The sequence below is a fragment of the Paractinoplanes bogorensis genome (genome assembly GCF_018829635.1).
Lineage (GTDB): Bacteria > Actinomycetota > Actinomycetes > Mycobacteriales > Micromonosporaceae > Actinoplanes > Actinoplanes bogorensis.
Genome location: NZ_JAHKKG010000005.1, coordinates 140,445 through 162,490 on the forward strand (window position 1 = coordinate 140,445; position 22,046 = coordinate 162,490).

16 protein-coding genes are annotated in these 22,046 nt (G+C 71.3%); 7 read left to right on the forward strand and 9 right to left on the reverse strand.

Translation table 11 applies throughout. The features are described from left to right. Nucleotides 1-10: 10 nt before the first annotated feature. Complete coding sequence (locus KOI35_RS16095; RefSeq protein ID WP_215788266.1) at nucleotides 11-1,375, forward strand: TrpB-like pyridoxal phosphate-dependent enzyme; 1,365 nt, start codon at nucleotides 11-13, stop codon at nucleotides 1,373-1,375. 48 nt (nucleotides 1,376-1,423) lie between these two features. On the opposite strand, the gene KOI35_RS16100 is transcribed toward KOI35_RS16095, so the two are convergent. Together KOI35_RS16100 and KOI35_RS16105 are read right to left on the reverse strand one after the other, a co-directional pair. Then, a complete protein-coding gene (locus KOI35_RS16100) occupies nucleotides 1,424-2,086 on the reverse strand; it encodes a hypothetical protein (RefSeq protein WP_215788267.1) in 663 nt (220 codons plus the stop codon). Continuing rightward, on the reverse strand, nucleotides 2,086-3,102 hold the full coding sequence (locus KOI35_RS16105; protein ID WP_308121025.1) for a LacI family DNA-binding transcriptional regulator: 1,017 nt from the start codon (nucleotides 3,100-3,102) through the stop codon (nucleotides 2,086-2,088). The genes KOI35_RS16100 and KOI35_RS16105 overlap by 1 nt, the downstream gene beginning before the upstream one ends. A 140-nt stretch (nucleotides 3,103-3,242) precedes the next feature. Between KOI35_RS16105 and KOI35_RS16110 the strand changes: the two genes are divergently transcribed. From KOI35_RS16110 to KOI35_RS16135, 6 genes are all read left to right on the forward strand, one after another. Next, nucleotides 3,243-5,177 (forward strand): beta-galactosidase, encoded by a 1,935-nt coding sequence (locus tag KOI35_RS16110; RefSeq protein ID WP_215788269.1) that lies wholly within the window; start codon nucleotides 3,243-3,245, stop codon nucleotides 5,175-5,177. Nucleotides 5,178-5,263: 86 nt separating this feature from the next. Further along, on the forward strand, nucleotides 5,264-6,106 hold the full coding sequence (locus tag KOI35_RS16115; RefSeq protein ID WP_308121026.1) for a carbohydrate ABC transporter permease: 843 nt from the start codon (nucleotides 5,264-5,266) through the stop codon (nucleotides 6,104-6,106). Further along, on the forward strand, nucleotides 6,103-6,972 hold the full coding sequence (locus tag KOI35_RS16120) for a carbohydrate ABC transporter permease (protein ID WP_308121027.1): 870 nt from the start codon (nucleotides 6,103-6,105) through the stop codon (nucleotides 6,970-6,972). Before KOI35_RS16115 ends, KOI35_RS16120 begins: the two co-directional genes overlap by 4 nt. Nucleotides 6,973-7,018: 46 nt before the next feature. Next, nucleotides 7,019-8,353, forward strand: coding sequence for an extracellular solute-binding protein (locus KOI35_RS16125; RefSeq protein ID WP_215788271.1), 1,335 nt, complete (start codon nucleotides 7,019-7,021; stop codon nucleotides 8,351-8,353). A 6-nt stretch (nucleotides 8,354-8,359) separates the two neighbouring features. Then, nucleotides 8,360-10,414 carry an alpha-galactosidase gene (locus tag KOI35_RS16130; protein WP_215788272.1) on the forward strand — a complete coding sequence of 685 codons (2,055 nt, stop codon included), beginning with the start codon at nucleotides 8,360-8,362 and terminating at the stop codon, nucleotides 10,412-10,414. Nucleotides 10,415-10,898: 484 nt separating this feature from the next. Next, nucleotides 10,899-11,150, forward strand: coding sequence for a hypothetical protein (locus KOI35_RS16135; protein WP_215788273.1), 252 nt, complete (start codon nucleotides 10,899-10,901; stop codon nucleotides 11,148-11,150). 114 nt (nucleotides 11,151-11,264) lie between these two features. Here KOI35_RS16135 and KOI35_RS16140 read toward each other — a convergent pair whose 3' ends face one another. The 7 genes from KOI35_RS16140 to KOI35_RS16170 all read right to left on the reverse strand — a co-directional run bounded on the left by KOI35_RS16140 (nucleotide 11,265) and on the right by KOI35_RS16170 (nucleotide 22,045). Continuing rightward, a complete protein-coding gene (locus tag KOI35_RS16140; RefSeq protein WP_215788274.1) occupies nucleotides 11,265-13,988 on the reverse strand; it encodes an FtsX-like permease family protein in 2,724 nt (907 codons plus the stop codon). Continuing rightward, nucleotides 13,985-17,122, reverse strand: coding sequence for an FtsX-like permease family protein (locus KOI35_RS16145; protein WP_215788275.1), 3,138 nt, complete (start codon nucleotides 17,120-17,122; stop codon nucleotides 13,985-13,987). The genes KOI35_RS16140 and KOI35_RS16145 overlap by 4 nt, the downstream gene beginning before the upstream one ends. Nucleotides 17,123-17,138: 16 nt before the next feature. Continuing rightward, nucleotides 17,139-17,816 carry an ABC transporter ATP-binding protein gene (locus KOI35_RS16150; protein WP_215788276.1) on the reverse strand — a complete coding sequence of 226 codons (678 nt, stop codon included), beginning with the start codon at nucleotides 17,814-17,816 and terminating at the stop codon, nucleotides 17,139-17,141. Next, entirely contained in the window at nucleotides 17,813-18,685 is an 873-nt protein-coding gene (locus KOI35_RS16155; protein ID WP_215788277.1) for an ABC transporter ATP-binding protein, read from the reverse strand. Before KOI35_RS16155 ends, KOI35_RS16150 begins: the two co-directional genes overlap by 4 nt. 92 nt (nucleotides 18,686-18,777) lie before the next feature. Then, entirely contained in the window at nucleotides 18,778-19,785 is a 1,008-nt protein-coding gene (locus KOI35_RS16160) for an outer membrane protein assembly factor BamB family protein (RefSeq protein ID WP_215788278.1), read from the reverse strand. 122 nt (nucleotides 19,786-19,907) lie between these two features. After that, nucleotides 19,908-20,852: a class I mannose-6-phosphate isomerase gene (locus tag KOI35_RS16165; RefSeq protein WP_215788279.1), complete on the reverse strand. Its 945-nt coding sequence runs from the start codon at nucleotides 20,850-20,852 to the stop codon at nucleotides 19,908-19,910. After that, nucleotides 20,849-22,045, reverse strand: a complete 1,197-nt coding sequence (locus KOI35_RS16170; protein WP_215788280.1) for an ADP-dependent glucokinase/phosphofructokinase — start codon at nucleotides 22,043-22,045, stop codon at nucleotides 20,849-20,851. The genes KOI35_RS16165 and KOI35_RS16170 overlap by 4 nt, the downstream gene beginning before the upstream one ends. Nucleotide 22,046 lies beyond the last annotated feature (1 nt).

Here is a 22,046-nt window from a genome sequence, read left to right on the forward strand (position 1 = left end):
TGATCGGGCGATGAGCGATGACGCCGCTACGAAGATTCCGCTGTCCGAGTCGGAGATGCCCCGCAGCTGGTACAACATCGTGCCGGACCTGCCCAGCCCGCCCCCGCCGGTGCTGCATCCGGGAACCCTGCAGCCGATCGGGCCGCAGGATCTCGCGCCGCTGTTCCCGATGTCGCTGATCGAGCAGGAGGTGACCGACGAGCGGTTCGTGACCATTCCCGAAGAGGTGCTCGACGTCTATCGACTGTGGCGGCCGTCGCCGCTGTATCGCGCCCACCGGCTCGAGAAGGCGCTCGGCACCCCGGCGAAGATCTATTACAAGTACGAGGGGGTGTCACCGGCCGGGTCGCACAAACCGAACACCGCGGTGCCGCAGGCGTACTACAACGCAGCGGCCGGGATCCGCCGGCTCACCACCGAGACCGGTGCCGGGCAGTGGGGGACGGCTCTTGCTTTCGCGGCCGGCCAGTTCGGACTCGAGTGCGAGATCTGGCAGGTGCGGGCCTCGTACGACCAGAAGCCGTACCGCAAAATCATGATCGAGACGTTCGGCGGCACCATCCACCCGTCGCCGTCGGAGCTGACCGCCGCCGGTCGCAAGATCCTGGCCGACGACCCGGACTCGCCCGGCTCGCTCGGCATCGCGATCAGTGAGGCGGTCGAGGTCGCCGCGCAGCATCCGGACACGAATTATGCGCTCGGCAGCGTGCTCAACCACGTCTTGATGCACCAGACGGTGATCGGCGAAGAGGCGTTGCTGCAGTTGGCCAAGGTCGGCGCCGTCCCCGACGTGATCGTCGGCTGCACCGGCGGCGGGTCGAACTTCGCCGGGCTGGCCTTCCCGTTCCTGCGCGAGAAGCTGTCCGGCCGGATGGCGCCGGTCATCCGCGCGGTCGAGCCGGCGTCGTGCCCGTCGCTGACCAAGGGCGTCTACGCGTACGACTTCGGCGACACGGCCGGCATGACGCCCCTGATGAAGATGCACACACTGGGCCACGACTTCATCCCCGACCCGATCCACGCCGGGGGCCTGCGCTACCACGGCATGGCGCCGCTGATCTCGCACGTCTACGAGCTGGGCCTGATCGAGGCGGTGGCCAAGACGCAGCGCGAGTGCTTCGAGGCGGGGGTGACGTTCGCCCGCTCGGAGGGCATCATTCCTGCGCCGGAGCCGACTCATGCGCTGGCCGCATGCATCGAGGAAGCGTTGCGCTGCAAGGAGACCGGCGAGTCCAAAGTGATCCTGACCGCGTTGTGCGGACACGGGCACCTGGACCTGCCGGCGTACGGAAAGTTCCTGTCGGGCGACATGGTGGACCATTCGCTGTCGGCGGAGGCGGTGTCGGAGGCGCTGACCAAGTTGCCCGCGGTCTGACGAGGTCGAGCACCCGGTCCGTGGCGTGGGGCACCCGTCGGTGGCGCGTCAATCGTCAGGCGTTGACCACCGGCGGGCTGTCTCGTCGTCTGATCGGGCGGCCAGAACACCGTCGCCGCGCGGGGCCGTGGCGGGCAGGCCCCAGACGGTGTCCACGCTGATCGCCCGAGCGACGGCCAGGGCCGAGCACTCGTAGAAGAACTCGAAGTTGTCGTCGTCGTCCAGGTCGGCGACCGGGGGTTCGAGTCCGAGGCGGGTGAGCCACTCCAGCTCGATCGGGAGGGACTCGCCGATCGGCGTCACCGCGGACTGGTCGGCGCACAGCCGTACGGTCTCGCCGTCGCGGGCGATCATCCAGCCGTTTCCGTCGTTCTGCGAACCGAAATAGAAGGCGTGGGCCTCGCCGAAGGCAACGCTGAGACGCTCGACCAGGGCTCGTGCATCCGGGGCGCGCCGGGCGTTGAACGCGTCGCACCAGGGACCTATGACCGCGGTCCAACCGTCGATCGGCGGCGTCACGAAGACGAGACTGATCGTCTCGTCGTGTTCGTGGGCAAGCGCGTTGATGATCTCGCCGGCTTCGTCGAAGCTCGATCGGCGCAGGAGTTCCAGGCCGAGCGCCGACAGCACGCCGGCCCGGTCGGTTGTGGGCACGCACATCCAGTAGTTCCAGCAGGCGTCGATGCCGCCCGTCCACTCGAGCGTCTCCATCAGGCGGACTGGCGCCAGACCACGGGGGAGTCGAGCAGCACGCCCGACTCGACCGGGTCGCCGGCGATCTGGCGCAGCACCGACTCGGCGGCGTTGCGTCCTATGTCGCGGGCAGGCTGGTGGACCGTCGACAGTGGTGGCTGGGTGCGCAGAGCCCAGGAACTGTCGTCGAATCCGACCAGGCCCACGTCTTCGGGGACGCGGCGGCCGGCCTCGCGCAACGTCTCCAGAGCGCCGGCGGCAACGGCGTCCGACGCGGCGAAAACGCCGTCCAGGGCGGGCTCCCGGTCGAGCAGGGCGCGCATGCCTTTGACGCCGTACGCGTAGTCGTAGAGCGGCACGTCGACCACCAGCGTGGGGTCGAACAGATCACCCAGGGCCTGCTGGAATCCGGCCAGGCGGTCGGCGCCGGAGTCGCGGTCGAGCGCGGCCGCGATCATGCCGACCCGGGTGCGGCCGGTGGCCAGCAGGCGCTCGGTGATCGCCCGGGACGACCCGATGTTGTCGATGCCGACGAACGGGATGCTGCGATCGAGGTCGGGCGGGTGTCCGACGAACGTGGCGGGCAGCTTGATCTCGGCGATCAGCCGGGTGATCGGGTCGTGCGAGCGGGCCGACACGATGATCGCCCCGTCGACGAAGCCGCCGCTCAGGTAGCGCCCGACCCGCTGCATGTCGCGGTCGGAGTCGATCACCAGGCTGACCATCTGGTGGTCGGCCAGCGACAGCACCGCGTTGGCGCCCAGCATGATGGCGCCGATGTTGGGGTCTTCCAGCAGCAGTGAGTGGGGTTCGAGGGCGAGGAAGCCGACGGCCTGGGAGCGCTGGCGGGCCAGGTTGCTCGCGGCGCGGTTGGGCACGTAGCCGACCTCGGCGATGGCGGCCTCGATGGCGGCGCGGGCGTCGGTCGACACGTAGCCGCCGTTGAGCACGCGGTTGACCGTGCCCCGGGACACGCCGGCGGCCGCGGCCACGTCATGCACGGTGGCGCGGCGCGGTTTTCTGGTCCCGGTCACGGCACACACTGTAAGGCCCTCGGGCGAAGTCGGGTATTGACCGGCCGACAACGCCGTGCCAGTGTGTGCCCGTTCACACATTCGTCATCGGCGAGTTCTCGCGCCGAAATGTGTGCACGTGCACACATGAAGGGAACGCGATGATCGGCCTGGGCTGCGACTACAACTTCGAGCAGTGGTCGCCGGACGTATGGCGCGAGGACGTGGCGCTCATGCGCGAGGCCGGCGTCGGCCTGGTCGCCGTCAACGTGTTCGGTTGGTCGGCGATCGAACCCCGCCCGGGGGAGTACGACTTCGCCGCGCTCGACGAGATCATCGGCCTGCTGCACGACGGGGGCATCCGGCTCAACCTCGGCACCGGCACGTCCAGCGCGCCGCCCTGGCTCACCCACCGGCATCCGTCGGTGCTCCCGGTCACGGCCGACGGCACCACCCGTTTCCCGGGCGGGCGGCAGGCCTGGTGCCCGAGCTCGCCGGTCTTCCGGGAGCACGCCCTGCGCCTGGTCGGGCAGGTTGCGGCCCGCTACGGCGACCACCCGGCGCTCGAGCTGTGGCACGTGTCGAACGAACTCGGCTGCCACAATGCGCTCTGCTACTGCGAGGCCAGCGCCGATGCGTTCCGCGTGTGGCTGCGCGGCAGGTACGGCACGATCGCGTCGCTCAACACGGCGTGGGGCACCGCGTTCTGGAGCCAGCGCTACTCGGAGTTCGACGAGGTGCTCCCGCCGAGAAGCGCCTTGTCGGTCCGCAACCCGGCCCAGCTGGTCGACTTCCAGCGGTTCTCGTCGGACGCGCTGCTCGGCCACTACCGCGCCGAGGCGTCGGTGATCAGGAAACACTCGGCGGCGCCGATCACGACGAACTTCATGGTCACCGCGCACATCCGCAACCAGGACTACTGGTCGTGGGCCGCGGACATGGACGTGATCGCCAACGACCACTACCTCGACCACCGCCTGGCCGACCCGCGGGCCGAGCTGTCGTTCGCCGCCGATCTGACTCGCGGACTGGCCGGCGGCCGCCCCTGGATGCTGATGGAGACGGCCACCGGCGCGGTCAACTGGCAGCCGCACAATCTGGCCAAGGAACCCGGGCAGCTGCTGCGCAACGCGCTCACCCACGTGGCCCGCGGCGCCGACACGATCTGCTTCTTCCAGTGGCGGGCCTCGGCCCAGGGCGCCGAGAAGTTCCACTCGGCGATGCTGCCGCACGCCGGCACCGGCACCGCGCTGTGGCGCGAGGTGCTGGAGCTGTCGGCCGCGCTCGGGAAGCTGGGCGAGGTGGCCGGCTCGACGGTCCAGGCCGACGTCGCGCTCGTCTTCAGCTGGGAATCGTGGTGGGCGACCGACACCGAGGCCCGGCCGTCCCAGGACGTCCGCTACCTCGACCAGGTGCACGCCGCCTACCGCGCGCTCGGGGGCGTCACGGCCGACATCGTGGCACCGGGGAGCGATCTGAGCCGCTACCGGGCGGTGATCGTGCCCTGCCTGCACATGGTGTCGGACGACGAGGCGGCCGCGATCCGGCGCTACGTCGAGGGCGGCGGGACGGCGGTCATCACGTTCTACAGCGGCATCGTCGACCCCGATGATCGCGTACGCCTCGGCGGCTACCCCGGCGCATTCCGCGAGTTGCTGGGCGTCGTCGTCGAGGAGTTCGCGCCGCTGCTGCCCGGTCACGAGCTGCCCCTCAAGGGCGGCGGCCACGCCACGGTCTGGTCCGAGCGGCTGCGCCTGACGACGGCGACGGCCGAGGCGACGTACGAGGACGGCACCCCGGTCGTCACCCGCAACGCGTTCGGGGCCGGGGAGGCCTGGTACGTCGCCGGCGGTCTGGATGCCGAAACGCTGCAATCCGTCGTGGCCCGAGCCGCCGGGACGCGGCCGTCGACCGTCAGCAAAGAGGTCGTGCGCCGGGGCGAATACGTCTTCGTCATCAATCACAGCGATCGCGACGTCGAGCACCCGGTCGTCGGGACCGAGCTGCTCACCGGACGCGCCGTCGACGGCGAGCTGTCGGTGCCGGCGGGAGCGGTCCGGGTCGTACGGGAGCAATCACAGCGAAAGGAGGCGTGAGCATGACGCAAACACTCGTCGCATCAAGACACGAGCCGCACAGGAGCGATCCGAAACCCGCAAGAGCTGTACGCCACGGCCGCGCGGTGCCCTTCTTCGTCGTGCCGTTCGGCGTGCTGTTCATCCTGTTCTATCTGCTGCCGATCGGGTACGCGATCGTGCAGTCGCTCTACACCGTCGAGCGCACCGGCACGTTCGGCCCGGCCCGCGAGGTCTTCGGCGGCCTCACCCAATATGAGCGCGTCTTCTCCGACGGCGCGTTCTGGACGTCGATCGGCCGGGTGCTCGTCTTCGGCGTGGTACAGGTGCCGGTCATGCTCGGCCTCGCGCTGATCCTGGCCCTGCTGCTCGATTCCGGCCTGGTCAAGGGGCGCCGCTTCTTCCGGCTGGCCTTCTTCGTCCCGTACGCGATCCCGGGTGTCATCGCCGCGATCATGTGGGGCTTCCTCTACTCCCCGAACCTGTCCCCGCTCAAGCCGGTCACCAGCGCGATCGACTTCCTGTCGGCCGACCTCGTGCTGTGGGCCATGGCCAACGTCGTGACCTGGGTCTACGTCGGCTACAACATGTTGATCATCTATTCGGCGCTGCTGGCCATCCCGGCCGAGGTGTACGAGGCGGCCAAGCTCGACGGCGCGAGTCAGTTCCGGATCGCCTGGTCCATCAAGATTCCGCTGGTCATGCCGGCGATCGTGCTGACCACCGTCTTCTCGATCATCGGGACGTTGCAGCTGCTGGCCGAACCGCAGGTGTTCCGCAGCTTCAGCTCGGCGGTGACCAGCACCTATACGCCGAACCTGACGGTCTATTCGACGTCGTCGATCCCGAACTTCAACCTGGCCGCCGCCTTCTCGGTGACCTTGGCGCTGACCACGTTCGTGCTGTCGTTCGCCTTCCTGCGGTTCACGTCACGGAGGGGTGAGCAGTGAGCACTCACGCTCCGGAAAAAACCAGGATCAAAGAACCACTGCTTTCCCGTACGGGGGCCATGCTCGTGATGGCCGTCTGCACGCTCTACTTCCTGGTGCCGATCTGGTGGCTCTTCGTCGGCGCCAGCAAGAGCTCCGACCAGTTCACCAGCACCAACCCGCTCTGGTTCGCCGACTTCGACCTGTTCGCGAACATCAGCGACCTGTTCGCGTACCGGGACGGGGTCTTCCTCCGCTGGATGCTCAACAGCATCCTCTACACCGGCGGCGCCGCCCTGCTCGGCACCGTGCTGGCCGCGATGTGCGGCTATGCGCTGGCCAAGTACCGGTTCCGCGGTCGCGAGCTGCTCTTCAACGTCGTGCTCAGCGGTGTGCTGGTGCCGGCCACCGCGCTCGCCCTCCCGCTGTTCCTGCTGTTCAGCAAGGTGGACGCGACCAACACGTTCTGGTCGGTGTTCCTGCCCAGCCTGGTCAATCCGTTCGGCGTCTACCTGGCCCGCATCTATGCGACCGCCAGTGTGCCGGACGAACTGCTCGAGGCGGCGCGCATCGACGGCTCGGGCGAGATCCGCACGTTCTTCAAGGTGGCCACCCGGCTGATGTTCCCGGCCCTGGTCACGATCTTCCTGTTCCACTTCGTCGCCGTGTGGAACAACTTCCTGCTCCCGCTGATCATGCTCAGCGACGAGCGGCTCTTCCCGGTCACGCTCGGCCTCTACACCTGGAACACCCAGGTGAACCAGATCCCCGAGCTGCGTGGCCTGGTCATCGTCGGCGCCCTGCTCTCGATCACGCCCCTGGTGATCGCGTTCCTTCTGCTCCAACGCTTCTGGCGCAACGGCCTGGGTGCCGGCGCCGTGAAGTAGGCACCACCCGATCGCAAGCAGAATCCCTCCCTTCGAAGGACGCAAAATGCGCAAATCTGTAAGCGCCGTCAGCGCTCTGCTGATCTCGGCGCTGGCCCTGGCCGCCTGTGGCTCCGGCGGCTCCTCCTCCGACTCCGACACGGGGGCCGCCGCTGCCTCCTGCGCCCCGTCGAGTGGTCCCGTCACCCTTACTTACACGACCTGGATCCCCGGCATCGAGGACGTCGTCAAGGTCTGGAACGACAAGAACCCGAACATCCAGGTCAAGGTGCAGACCGGCCCGAACGGCAACGGCGGCACCTACCAGAACTTCTTCAACCAGCTCAAGGCGGGCAACACCCCCGACCTCGGCCACATCGAGTACGACGCGCTGCCCAGTTTCCGCGTCCAGGACGGCCTCTTCGATGTGCAGTCGTGCGACATCGTGGCCAAGGCCAAGGACCAGTTCATCCCGTGGACCTGGAACCAGGTCAGCTTCGGTGACGACAAGACGGCGTACGGGATCCCGCAGGACTCCGGCCCGATGGCCCTGTTCTACCGGGCCGACCTGTTCGAGAAGGCCGGCATTCCGATCCCGAAGACGTGGGACGAGTACGCGGCGGCGGCCGAGAAGGTCAAGGCGGCCGGCGGTTACATCACCAACTTCTCGCAGAGCGACATCAACCAGTTCGCAGGCTTCGCGTGGCAGGCCGGCGGCCGCTGGTTCGCCAACGACGGCAACCAGTGGACGGTCAACCTGACCGACGACAACACCAAGAAGGTCGCCGACTACTGGCAGAACCTGATCAGCAAGAAGCTCGTCTCGACCGTCCCGCCGTGGACCACCGAGTGGGACAACGCGTACAACTCCAGCTCGGCCTGGACCTGGGTGTCCGCCGTGTGGGGGGCCAATTCGATCATGAGCGGCGCGCCCAAGACGGCCGGCAAGTGGCGGGTCGCCCCGATGCCGCAGTGGAGCGCGGGCCAGTCGGTCGCCGGTAACTGGGGCGGCTCGGCCACCGCGATCTTCAAGACGAGCAAGCACCCGTACGAGGCCGCGCAGTTCGCCCTCTGGCTGAACACCAGCGAGGAAGCGCTCGGCCTGCTCAACAAGGCGGCCCAGCTCTACCCGGCGACCACGGCCGGAACCAAGTATTCGTACCTGACCAACCCGGTCAAGTTCTATGGTGACCAGAAGATCTACGAGGTCTTCGCGCAGGCCGCCGGCGAGGTCACGCCCGACTTCACCTGGGGTCCGACGATGACCGCGACCTACGCCAACGCCTCGGACGGCTTCAAGGCGGCGGTCTCCGGCAGCGGCACCCTGACCGACGCCCTGACCTCGGCCCAGAAGTCGACCATCGACACCCTCAAGTCCCAGGCCATCCCGGTCAAGGAGTAACAAGAGTTGCTGATCCACCTGACGGCCGCGGGCACCAGCTTCGTGCTGGACGCCCGCGGCCCTCGGCCACCCGCGGTCCTCCATTGGGGCGCGGCTCTCGGTGAGCTTTCCGATCAAGAGCTTTCCGCGTACGCCGACGCGTCCGTCCCCGCGAATCCGCCGAGCTCGCTCGACGCGCCGCCCTACCTGTCGTTACTGCCCACCCTCGGCGACGGCTGGAACGGCCGGCCCGCCATCCCGGGAGCGCCTCTCCTCGAGGTGACCGACGTGTCCCAGCCCTCGCCCGGCTCGGTTCTCGTCCGGCTCTCGGCGGGCGAACTCTCCGTGACGACTGAGATCGAGCTGAGCGCCCAGGGTGTCCTGCGCCTGCGGCACACCGTCGCTCCGTCCGGGTCCTTCGAACCCGGCTCGCTCGCGGTCGTCCTTCCGGTGCCGGCGCGCGCCTCCGAGCTGCTCGACTTCGGCGGCATCTGGGCGTACGAGCGGAAACCGCAACGGTCCCCGCTGCGGACCGGGGCCTGGGTGCGTGAGACCCGGCACGGCAAGCCCGGGCACGACGATCCGTACCTGATGATGCTCGGCACGCCCGGCTTCACGTTCCGGTCGGGCGAGGTCTGGGCCGTGCATCTGGCGTGGAGCGGCGACAAGCAGTTGTGGGCCGAGAAGTCTGCACTCGGCTCGACCGTGCTCGGCGCGGGGGAACTGCTCGCGCCCGGCGAGATGCGGCTCGACGGTCCCTACACCACGCCGTGGACCGTCGCGGTGTGGTCCGACCAGGGCATCGACGGGCTGTCGGAGCGGCTGCACACGTGGATCCGCTCGCGCCGCGCCCCGCTGAAGCCCCGCCCGGTGGTGCTCAACACCTGGGAGGCCGTCTACTTCGACCACTCCCTCGAACGCCTCACCGCGCTGGCCGACGCCGCCGCCGAGGTGGGCGTGGAGCGGTTCGTGCTCGACGACGGCTGGTTCCGCGGCCGCACCGACGACCGGCGCGCGCTGGGCGACTGGACCGTGGACACGGCACGGTGGCCGGACGGTCTCCAGCCGTTGATCGACGTGGTGCACGCGCGCGGCATGGACTTCGGGCTGTGGCTCGAACCCGAGATGATCTCGCCCGACTCCGACCTGGCCCGCGCGCATCCCGACTGGATCCTCGGCGGCCCGTCGGCCGCCACGTGGCGCCATCAGCTCGTGCTCGACCTGTCGCGGCCGGCGGCCTACACCTACGTTCTCGATCGCCTCGACGCGCTGCTCGCCGAATATCCGATCGCCTATGTGAAGTGGGACCACAACCGCGACGTCGCTCAGGACGGTGCGGCGCATCGGCAGACGAGCGCGCTCTACCGCCTGATGGCCGAGCTGAAGCGGCGCTTCCCGGCGCTGGAGATCGAGAGCTGCGCCGCCGGCGGGGGCCGCATCGACCTGGGCATCCTCGATCTCGTCGACCGTTTCTGGGCCTCCGACACCAACGACGCCCTCGAACGCCAGCAGATCCAGCGCTGGACGAACGTGCTGATGCCTCCCGAGCTGCTCGGCTCGCACGTCGGCGCGCCCGTCGCCCACATCACCGGCCGCACCGGCGCACTCGGCTTCCGGCTGGCCACGTCGCTGTTCGGCCACGCCGGCGTCGAATGGGACCTGACCACCACGACGGCGGACGAGCGCGCCCTGATCGGCGAGTGGGTGGCCGAGTACAAGAAGCGACGCGCGCTGCTGCACGGCGGAACCGTGGTCCGCTCCGACGGCGACGACCCCGAGCGCCTGGTCCACGGTGTGGTGTCGCCCGACCGGCGCACGGCGCTCTTCGCGTTGGTGACACTGCGGGCCGGCGCCGCGGCCGTGCCGGAACGAATGCGCTTCGCGGGCCTCGACCCCGACCGGAGCTACGTCGTACGGCCACTGGTGCTGGGCGGACCGCCGCGCACCACGCAGGACGCGCCACCGCCATGGCTGGCCGACGGTGAGGTGACACTGCCGGCGTCGGTGCTGATGAGAGTCGGCCTGCCGCCGTCGTTGCTGACTCCCGAACAGGCGATCCTGTTCACGGTCGACGCGATCTGATCACCTCCCGGCGACGCTGCCGATGGCTTGGCCGGTCATGAGACGGCGCTCAGATCCAGCGACTTGGACGTCACTGTTGTGAGCGCCGACTTCACCGGCCCGGGTGTGGTCCCGCCAAATCCTCGCTTTCCGATGATGAGTCATCAATGCGTGATCGCGATGTGTGGGATAGCGTGGTCCCCGAATCAGCCGCGCGGGAAGTCTCGCGTCGAGATGCGCCATTCGTCAAAAGCGGCTCTGCGTGAATGCGGCATTCATCTTCATCTCACTCGCGTTCCCTGCGCCGCAGCGTCTTGCCTGCGTAGGGGGTCGAGCGCCTACGGTAGTGGTAAGGGAGCCCGAAGGACCTTTTGCCGGAGGTCATCGTGACTGTGTTTCGGCATTGTGGAATTCGTGCCCAGGTCACAGAGAACGGCATCCGTCTTGCCCACGGATGCCGTTCATGATCCCTTACCCGCGACCGTCAGTCGGAGGTGGTCTCCCCATGACCGTAACAAAGAGACGTGGCTCGTCCAATGAAGTCGCCGGCGGCGGACGACGCAGGACCGGTGCGACACGGCGACGACCGCACGGTGCGAATCCGCCGTGGACAGCGCGTGGTCTCCTTCTCGTCATCGAGGGCACGCTCGCCGGCGTCGGCGGAGTTTTTGTGGTCACGACATCGATACTCGCTACCGTGATCGCCGCATCGGCCGCCGTGGTACTCGCCGTCGTGATCGTGACGATCGACATGTGAGGAGTCGCGGCGCGTTCGCCGGCGTGATCGACCTCAAGCGCACCGACCGGCGTCATCGGGAGCCGAGATCGGCTACTGGGTGGCGCCGGCCGCCCGCGGCCGGGGGCTGTGGGTTCAGCGGTCGCCGACGCGCAGGGTCTCGCCCAAGCGCCTGCGTCGGCGTGTGGCCGACTCGGCCGCCACGGTGCCGATCAGCGCCACGACCAGGACCGCCAGGGTCACGGCCTCGATCGTCCACCACGGGGTGACCGTCGTGGGTGGGGACGCCTGCCGGGTCAGCAGTCGGAGGCCGAGCGGGCCGGCCGCGAGCCCGGCCAGCAGCGCGCCCAAGGGCGGGGCCAGCACGGCGGCGAAGAGCGTGGCGGGCACCAGTTCACCCGCGGCCACGCGGCGGGTGTCACGTGGTCGGAGGCCCAGCGTCCGCAGGCGAGCCAGGGTCTCCCATCGGGCGGGAGCGTTCGCGGCGGCCGCCAGGGCGAAACCGAGCACGCTCAGGCCCAGCAGGACGAGCGCCGCGATCAGGCACAGGCGGGCCAGGGCGGAGGTCAGCGGGGCGGTCCGGCGTTCGTCGAGGACCTCGGTGCGGATCGTGAGCCGGCCGTCGGTGCCCGCGGCCCGGATCGCTTGGGCGGCGCCGGGACCGGTGGCCCAGACGGTGTTCGGCTCGACCGTCAGACCGGCCGCCGTCGCGGTCCTGGAATCGATGACCACCGTGTCCTCCCCGCTGCCCAGGGCGGGGGCCGCGCCGACGGCGGTCAGGGCGATCGACTGGTTGGTCACCACGGGCAGGCGGAACTGCACGCCGGGCGTGAGGCTGCCGTCGGCCGTCCGGACCAGCGCCGGCACGGCACCGTCGCGGGTGGCGGTCAGCGCCGCGGAGGCGGGCAGTCCGGGCAGTGGGGTGTCGGCCAGCAGCCGGCCGAAGGCCTCGGTGTCCACGATGATCAGGCGGGCCGGAACCGACGTGGAATCGGCGATGAACCGCGCGTTGTCGTTCACCTCGGCCTCGACCGCGTGCCGGACCCCGGGGGCGGCGGCGATCCGGCCGGCCACCCCGGCCGACGAACCCGGCGCGTCGGAACTGATGTCGAGCCGGGCGTCCGCCCCGGTCGTCTGCCAGGCGCCGTCGACCAGGCCGCGCTGGGTGGTGGCGTACAGGGTGATCGAGAACGCTCCGACGGCGAGAGCGGTTGTCAGGGCGACGGCGGGCAGCACCCGGGCCGACGTGGCGGCGGCCCGGGCGGCTCCGAACAGCACCAGGGGATGACGCGATCGCAGGGCGAATCGCAGCACGAGACCGGTGGCGATCGGCAGCATCCGGGCCAGGAGGAGAGTGACGGCCACGGCGCCGAGGGCGGGAGCCGCCGCGGGCAGGGCGCCGTCTCCGCCGGTGCCGGCGCCGAGACCCCGCTGGTGCAGGGCGACGAGCGCCGCCGCGGCCACGGCCACCACCGCCGCGTCGAGGGCCACCCGCCGGATCAGCCCGGTGTGGCGTTGCCGGCGGCGGGCGCTGCGGTTGGCCGGAGTGCGCCGGTCACGGGTGGCCCGGGCGGCCGTCACCGTACCGAACGCGGGTACGGCACCGAGCGCGATGATCACGAACGGTGCCACCCAGGTCAGTGAAGCACTGCCGGTGAGGGCGACGGCCAGCGCCAGTCCCAGAAGGGTGGCGGGCCCGGCGACCGCGACCGCCTCGACGGTCAGTTCGGCGGCCAGGCCGGGCAGCGAGGCGCCCCGGTGCCGGGCCGTGGTCAGCGCCGCCGCCCGGCGGCGGGTGAGCAGGTCGGCGGTCAGGGCCAGGACGAGCAGGGCGGCCGCCAGCAGGCCGAGGAGGAGCACCGAGGCCTGCGCGGACGTGGTGGCGATCTGGTCCCGCAGATCGGCCAGCACGCTGTCGAGCCGGGTCGACCATTTGAACGAGGGGTCCCGTTCGGCCGAGACCGCCGATCCGCCCTTGAGCCCGGCGACCGAGGTGGCCAGGGCCTGGGCCGACTGCCAGGTCAGAGCGGTCGGATCGGCGTCGAAGCGGACCACCCGGGTCAACTGGTCGGACCGCAGGGCCAGCCGGGCGTCGGGCAGCGATTCGGGCGACAGCAGGGCCCCGATGCGGGTGCTGCCCAGGCCGTCCCGGTTGGCCGCCGGCTGCAGCACCCAGGGGGCGGCGCTCCACGCCGGATCGGTCGCGTCGGCGGGCCGGAAGACCCCGGTGACCCGGACGTCGTAGGGGGTTCGTCGTTCGTCCTGAACCGGGATCCGGTCGCCCGGCCCCACCCCGAGCGCGGCCGCGTCGGCCTCGGACAACCCGACCTGGACGGGCCAGGGCGGGCCGGCCAGCGGGATCTCGAGGAACTCGTCGGTGGTCGACGGGCCGGGCGCTCGGCCGGCCACCCACGTCACCGCGGGCTGACCGGTCGGGGTGCCGAGATATTCCAGGCGCAGACGGCGCTGGACGCTGCCGTCGGTGATCATCAGCGAGACACTGGAGACGCTCGTCACCGGTGGCCGCAGGGCGGAGCTCAGGGTGGGGTCGAGTTCGCCGGCGGCCCGGGCGGCCACGTCGGAGACGTCGGCGGCGAGTTGCGGGGAACGCATCCGGCCGCCGTTCGGCCCGTAGTCGTCCGGCCACTCGGCCTCCACGCGGACGGCGGCGTCGTCGGCGGCCCGGCGGACCGCGTCGCGAGTGGCGTCGTCCGAGGTCTGGCGGATCAGGGGCGGTGTCGATCCGGCCAGCAGGACGACGGCGGTCACCACCCCCGCCGTGAGCAGCAGCGGGCCCGCGTCGGCTCGAGCCCGCCCCCGGACGCTGGGCCAGTGCAACCGCGGCCACCGGATCCTCATGACGCCACCCGCAGGTGCGCGGCGTCGGCCCGCCGGGCCTGGACGAGGACGACCGCACCCGTGATCAGGCCGCAGGCGCCGATCAGCCCGGTCAGCAGCAGTGCCTCGGCTCCCCAGGGCCAGTCCGCCGTCGCGGCGGGGACGGCGGCGGCGCCCGTCTCCGACCGGATCAGCAGGGGAGCGATGAGCGCGGAGGTCAGCGCGCCCACGCCGGCGCCCGCGGCGAGCAGAGGCAGCACGATCAAGGCGTGCTCACCGATCAGGGCCCGGCGGATGCCGCGCCGCGAGACGCCGAGGCCCCGCAACCGGGCCACCTCAACCGCCCGGGCCTGGGTGTCGCAGACGACGTGCAGCAGGACGCCACCGAGCAGCAGGACGACGGCGGCCGCGACCAGCACCCGCAGCACGGCCGGATAGGAGGCCCGGAGCGGACTGCCGGCGAGCCGGTCGGCCTCGGCCCCGGGCGTGTTCACCGGCCCGAGCCGCAGGTCGCCGGCCCGCGATCGGGCGTCGTCGACCGCCGGGTGGCCGACCCACCACGCGGTCACCGGCGACACCACGTTGCCCCGGACGGCGAGGGCCCGGGCCAGCCAGTCCACGTCGGCGAGTACGGCCGCTTCCCCGGGCTCGGAGGGCACCTCGGGCACGATGTCACGGACGACGGCCTTGACGGCGGTCTGGTCGACGGCGAACGTCAGCTCCGAGCCGCGATGGGCGTTGACGTTCGCGGCCAGGCGGGTGGAGAGGACCACCGGCATCGGGCCGGGCTCGGCGAAGGCCGTCGCGACCAGGACGCGGCTCGACGGTGCGCTGTCGGCGAAGCTCACCGTGGCGGTCACCCGGAGCTTCCGGCCGTCGAAGGTGACCTTTTCGTTCGTGAGCTGACTCGACGCGGGATTCCCCGGCCGGACCGTCCACTGCGGAGCCGGGGCGCTCGAGGCGGGCAGGGTCAGCGTGACGTCGACGGAGCTCACGTTCTGCACCTCGGTCTGTCCCGTGACCGGCAACGTGACCCCGATCAGCCGCAGCCCGGGAACCGGCGCGCACCGGCTGACGGCGTGTCGCCGGCCGTCGAGCGGAACCGGTCCGGCGGTGCAGGACGTCTGTAGTCCGTTCTCGTCCCGGAGGATCAGATGCGGGGTGACCTGGACCGGACTGCTGCCGGTGGCGGTCCCCACGATGGCCGGGACCGCGCCCCGCGGCAGGGCGACCCCGGTCACCGGTGTCGCCGGCGCCAGCCCGCGGGTGACGCCGGACCAGTCGCGGCCGGCGTCGAGCCGGCCGCGCAGCAGGTCTGCGGAGTGGCGGGTGTCGACCGCGACGAGCCGGGGCGACGATCCCGGTCCGCCGAGCCATTGGCCGACCACGATGTTCTGCCGCGCGACCGGGCTGACCGTGCCGCCGGTGGCGTCGCGGACCGTGGCGCTCTGGCCGGTCACCGGCGCACCGGCGAGGGAGAGAGCGAGGTCGGTGCCGACCGACAGCTCCGCCTGGTCGACCTGGGACGCATGCCAGGTCGCACTGAACGCCGTGCCGAAGGACGCAGCGGCACAGCCCAGGCAGATCAGCAGTCCCGCGGCGAGGGCCTGCGGGCGCCGGGCGGCCCCGGAGGCCGCCAGCGACCAGATGAATCCCCGGGTCCGGCCGGCGACCTGCTCGGCCGCCCGGAGCAGGGGCGGCAGCAGGCGCAGGGCCACTGCGGCCCCGGCGGCCAGGATGAGGGCCGGGGCCAGCACCCGTACGGCATCGGCCCGTGAGCCGGCCCCGGCCGGCTGGGCCCGCAGCTGCCACCAGCCGATCGCGGCCAGTGCCGGCAGCACCAGGTCGAGGCCGGATCGGGCGAGCAGCTCCCGGTGCCCGCGACGGTCACCGGCGGCCGGGGCCGGGCGGACAGCCAGCAGGATGTGCAGCCCGGCCAGGGCCGCCGCCGCACCGCCGACCACCAGCAACTGAACCCCGCTGATGCGCACCGGGGCGGTCAGCCCGGCGTCGGCCAGCGGGTTCAGCCGGGTCAGGGCGGCATAGAGCAGTGACGAGGCCGGCACCGCCACGGCGAAAGCGAGCACGGCGAGAGCGCCGGCCTCGATCGCGGCCACCGCGGTGAACTGCCGCCGGCTGGTGCCGAGCGCGGTGAGAAGGTCCGATTCCCCCGTACGCACCCCGGTCGTGAGCCGGGCGGCCAGGGCCAGCGCGATTGCGGTCAGCAGCAGCCCGATCAGCGCCAGCGCGAGCACCGAGGAGGACGTGAGCTGCTGCTGCCGTCGCGCGTCGAGCAGGGTCCCGGGCAGCGGCGAGGCGACCCGTTCGACCTCGATGCGGTCGCCCAGGGTGCCGTTCAGCCGGCGGTCCGCCCGCAGCAGCGAGGCGGTGACCCGGTTGAGGTCACGGCTCGTCGGGTCGGAGAGGTCGGGCCGGGCCGAGACCTCGAGCCGGCCGAGGGCGGACCCGCCGGCGAGCAGCTCGCCGAGGTCGATGAGGAACGGTCCGTACGCGCGTACGGGGCGGGCCGACGTGCTTTCCGGCGGGTCCGCGGCGTAGCCCGTGCCGTACAGGGGATCACGGTCCCAGCCGGCATCCTGACGCGGGCGGACGACGGCGACCACCCGGACCTCGACCGGACCGTTCGGGTCGCGGCCCATCTCGTCGCCGAGCCGCACCCGGTCACCGACGTCGAGCCCGAGCAGGCGGGCGGTGCTCTGCAGGACGGCCGCCTCCCGGGGCGTCGCGCCCGGGCGCGGCCAGCGACCCGTCAACAGGGCGGCCCGGGACGGCAGGTCCTCGATAGCGGCCAGATAGCCGCCGCCCTCGGGACCCGCGAGGGGGAGTTCCCGCATCACGGACGAGGCCCGGGTGACGGTGGTGGCCGGGAACGGCGCGACGGCCGAGGTCAGCACCGAGCGGGTGTCGGCCGCCACCGATCCGGCGTTCGCCGCGGAGATGCCCGCCACGTACGCGGTGACGGCCACGTCGTCCGGTTCGGCCCGGGCCGCCGCGACCTCCACCGAACGCTGCGACGTCAGGGTGATCAGCAGCGTGCTCGTGCCCAGCAACGTCGTGCCGACGACCAGGGTGACCAGCAGCGAGGTCAGGAGCGGCCACTGGGCCCGGCCCCGGCGGCTGAGGAGGGTCAGCACCCGTACGGTCCGGGTCTCACGGCGTCACGCGTCCGTCGGTGATCCGGATGACCCGGTCGGCCAGCGCCATCATCACCGGGTCGTGCGTGGCGACGACGGCCGTGACGCCCTCGGACTCGACCACGCCGCGCAGCAGCGCCATCACCGCCAGGCCGGTCTCGGCGTCGAGCTGGCCGGTCGGCTCGTCGGCGATCAGCAGCCGGGGTGAGGCGGCCAGGGCCCGGGCGATCGCCACCCGTTGCTGCTGCCCGCCGGAGAGCTCGCCGGGCCGCTGCTGGGCGTGGCCGTCCAGCCCGACCAGGCCGAGCAACTGGGCCACCCGCTGTTCCCGCCGGGCCGGGTCGGCCCGGGCCAGCCGCAGCGGCACGCCGACGTTCTCGGCCGCGGACAGGACCGGGATCAGGCCGAAGGTCTGGAAGATGTACGAGACCCGTTCGCGGCGCAGCCGGGACAGCCCGTCCTCGTCGAGGCCACCGAGGTCGAGGCCGTCGACGACCACGGTGCCCGAGTCGGGGCGGTCGAGTCCGCCGATCACGTTGAGCAGGGTCGTCTTGCCGGATCCGGACCGCCCGACCAGGGCCACCATCGTGCCCGGCTCGACCTCGAACGACACGTCGCGCAGAGCGTGCACGGCGGCCGGGCCGGTGCCGAACGAGCGGTGGACCGCCTGGACCGAGAGCAGCGGGCCGCTCACGCGTCGGGCCGGATCGTGATGTGGTCGGGTTCGAGGGCCAGCCGGACCCGCCGGGTGAGCTCGAGCGCCTCGCGGTAGTCGCGGGGCACCTGGATGCGCCCGGCCCGGTCCATCACGGCGTACTCCTCGGCGATGATGTGCGTGCCGCCGTCGTCGGCGGTGGCCGTGCGTCGCAGCACCTCGCTGCTGGTGCGCCCGTCGCGGATGGCCACGGTGCGCTCGACCTGGCCGCTCACCGCCGGGTCGTGGGTGACGACCACGACGGTGACGCCGAGCTCGCGGTTGACGTCCCGCAGCCCCGCGAACACCTCGGCCGAGGTCGCGGTGTCGAGCTCGCCGGTCGGTTCGTCGGCCAGCAGCACGTGCGGGCGGTTGGCCAGGGCGACCGCGATGGCCACCCGCATCTGCTGCCCGCCCGAGAGCTGACCGGGCCGGCGCTTGGCGCAGCCGCCGACTCCGAGCGCCTCGAGCAGCTCCCCGCTGCGCTCGCGGCGTTCGTGGCCGGGGACGCCCGCCACCGTCATCGGCAGGTCGACCATCTGCTCGGCGGTGAGGTACGGGACGAGGTTGGCAGCCGTCTGCTGGCGCACGAACCCGACGGTGTGGCGGCGGTAGCGCACCCGGTCGGCCCGGGACATGGACAGCAGGTTCCAGCGGTCGACCCGGGCCCGCCCGGCGGTCGGCGCATCGGTGCCGGCCAGGATCGACAACAGGGTCGACTTGCCGGACCCGGAGGCGCCGACGACCGCGACCATCTCGCCGCGCTCCACCACCAGGTCGAGGCCCTGCAGCGCCTGCACCTCGACCGGGCCGGTCTGATAGATGCGGACGAGGCTCTCGCACTCGATGAGCGCACCGTCACCGCTCACGACCCACCACCCTCCGCCCGCCAAGATCCCTTGTTATACCGGAACCTTACGGAAACTTACGAGAGGGGTCGGGCGTTCCGAGTGGGGTGCTGTCACCGTCGGGCGTCGCGGGCATCACGCCGAAGGACAGGGGCGAGGGCCATCAGATATCCCTTGCCGAGGGCGAGAACGGTTCCGTCGGCGACCCGCCGCAGTTCGCCGGCGCGAATGGGCAGCCGCAGACGAGCGAGGGCAACGCCGTCGCGATCGACCGCGACGATGTCACCGTCGCGGAAGGCGATCGTCGCGCCGTGGGGTCCGGCCGCAACCGAGGACGGCACACTCGAGGCGCGGAGCTCGACGTTCGACCTGGTTCCGTCGCGCAGGTCGACCAGGGTGCAGCCGGCGTCGTCGAGCAGCCACAGCGTGGTGCCGTCGAACGTCGAGACATGCCTCAGGTCACGGTCGTGCCGCCACAGTTCGCGGACGCCGGTGTCGGGCTGGAACGCCATGACGATGCGCGAACCGGCCTGGAAAGTGATGAGGCCGCCTTCGGTGAGGGCGCCGGCCGGGCCTCCGTCGGGGACCGACACCGGCGCGGGCAGCGGCCAGTCGGCAACGAGGGCGCCGGACTCCGGGTCCAACTGCCACAGGCGCGGCAGCTTCGGATCGGCGAGAAGGACGGGACGCCCGGTGAGATCGTGCAGTGGCGCCAGCTGCCGGAAGGACTTCCCGAGGGCGGTCGGCAACGGTTCGCCGCCGGCCCGGGACAGCCGTGTCAGAGGGTGGTAGCCGCGCCATCCGCCGACCAGGATGGTCGTGCCGCTGACGCTGAGGTCACGTCGGTCCCACGGCTGGGGCGTCGACCACAGCCGATTGCCGCTGCTCAGATCGAAGCAGTGGAGGACGCCGGTCTGGCTGAGGTGAAGGCAGGTGTCCGCGGTCAGGACGGTGCTGCCGTAACAGTCCTCGACGCGCTGTTCCCACAGCGGCTCCCCGGTGCGGAGATCGAGCCGCACGAGTCGGGAGCGTCGCTCGGCCACGACCACGGCCTCGGCGGTCGCCGCAAGCGTCGACGAGCTGGGCCGCATGTGCAGGGACCGCGACCACAGCACCTCCACCGCCTCATCATGCCGCTCGCGATGGCCGACCGCGAGCGGATTCAGGACCTCGCGACGCGAAGCTGGGCATGGACGGCGCCGGCCCGCTCCCTCGCATGAGCGGGCCGGCGCCGAGCGATCGGTCAGGCGGAGAGGCGGACGACCTCGACCGGGCCGGTCAGTGCGAGCGGACCCGCCGCGTACGGAACCAGGAGGGTGTCGCCGCGCTTGACGGGGAGGTTGTCGTGTTCGCCGGTCAGGGTGCCCTCGCCGGAGACCGCCACCAGGATGCTGAAGCCCTGGTCGATGCGGTCGCCGCCGTAGCGGCGGGCGGCCGAGAAGAACTGGTCGGCCTGGGCGGGCAGCAGACGGTCGGGGGTTCCGCGCAGGCCGGCCAGGCGGGACGGGGTCCACGCGCCGCGGTCCACGCACTCCAGGGCCAGGTCGTAGCCGAGGCCCAGGTGGCCGTCGGCCAGGCCGAAACCTTCGTACTCCAGCAACACCGAGAAGTCGGTCGGCTCCTGCACCTCGACCAGCAGGATGCCGTCGCCGATGGCGTGCGGCACGCCCGCGGGGCAGAGGATGGCGTCGCCCGCGGCGACCGGCACCTTGTTGGTGGCCGCCAGCATCTCGTCGGTCTTCTGGGCCGCCACCCAGCCGGCCAGCTCCTCGGTCGAGACGTCGCGGGCGAACCCGAGATGCACGAACGCGTCGGCGCGGGCCGAGACGATCACCCAGGCTTCCGTTTTCCCGTACGGGGAGGCGAGGTGCGCGTTGGCGAACGTGCGATCGGGGTGCACGTGCAGGGGCAGGCGCTGGCCGGCGTCGAGCAGCTTGACCAGCACGCCGGTGTCGGTGCGGCCGGGCCCGACCCAGTAGGCGGCGTCGGCGGCGATCGCCTCGGCCAGCAGGCGGCCGTCGGGCAACGGCGATTGGCCGGAGGGGCCCAGACCGAAGCGGTCGGTCACCGAGCCGACCCAGTCCTCGGGCCGGTCGGGCCGCGCGGGCAGGGTGCGGAACGAGGCGATCCGGCCGTCGCCGCGGTAGAACGTCTCGGGCTGGTTCGCGGGCAGGGACACAACTGTCATCGAGAAACTCCAGCGATCGCGGAGAGGAAGCCGCCTACGAAAGTGTCGCCGAGACCGACCGTGGTGGGGTCGGCGACGTCGAGAATGTACCCGGGGATCACGCGTGCCCGGCCGTCCATCAGCGACTCCAGCGAGGTGCCGAAGCCGGCCGGGCGACGGGGCCGGCGGCGTACGGAAGCAATGTCCTCGTCGGTGAAATGGTCGCCGTGCACGTAGCGGGTCGCGGCCATGAGCACGCCGGCCTCGACCGCCGCGACATACGCATCGGCGTGGGAGCCGAACACGGCGGCCCAGTATTTGGTGTGCAGCACGATGGCGGGCGCGGGGATCAGCTCGAAGAGCGAGGTGACGGCGTCCGCCACTTCGTGCGGCGAGAGCAGGTCGACCGTACGGGAAAGGTAGGTCTGAAGTTCGTCCTCGTTGAGTCCGTAGACGTCGACCCGGTCGAGGATCGCCGAGCGGACCCGCGCGCTGAAGGACGGCTCGTGATAGGCCGCGTCTTCGAAGTAGGTGACGGCCGACGCGGGCAGCGCGGCCATGTGGGTGCGCAACGCCCGCAGCCGGTCGTCGAGCAACGCCGGGTCACGCATGGCGTTGAAGCCGGAGATCAGGAACACCGAGGCCTGGGCCAGACGGTCGCCGAGGTCGTCGGTGAGCCGCATGGTCTCGTTGGCCGGGTCGTTGACGTAGATCAGCCGGTTGGGGAACGGCGACGTGATGTCGATGTCGCCCGACCGGACATGCAGGCCCGCGTCGAACTGCACGATCAGGTGCGGATAGAAGGTGTCGTCGGTGCCGGAGTTGAACCACTCGCCGTCGGCGGGCAGCAGCCGGCGGAAGTCGTCGTTCACGGTCACCAGGTGCAGCGCGGACGGGATGCCGAGCCGGTCGAGAAGCAGACCGGCCCGCACCGAGGTGCCGCCGAGCGTCGTCCGGTGCGGGAAACGGTCGGCGAAGGTGGACAGGGCCGGAGCCGAGGCGACGAAGTGCTCGCCACCCTGGCCCCGGGCCACATATCCGAGGATCGACACGACGAGGTCCCGTTCGCCGGCCACGGCAGCCGTCGGCGACGTGAGTTCCACGGCACTGATGCCGTACGTGGTGATCAGCTGTTCCAGCACCTCGGCGGTGAGCTTCAACTCGTAGTCGACGCAACCGCCGAGGCCCAGAACTACACGGGACGCGTCACTCATC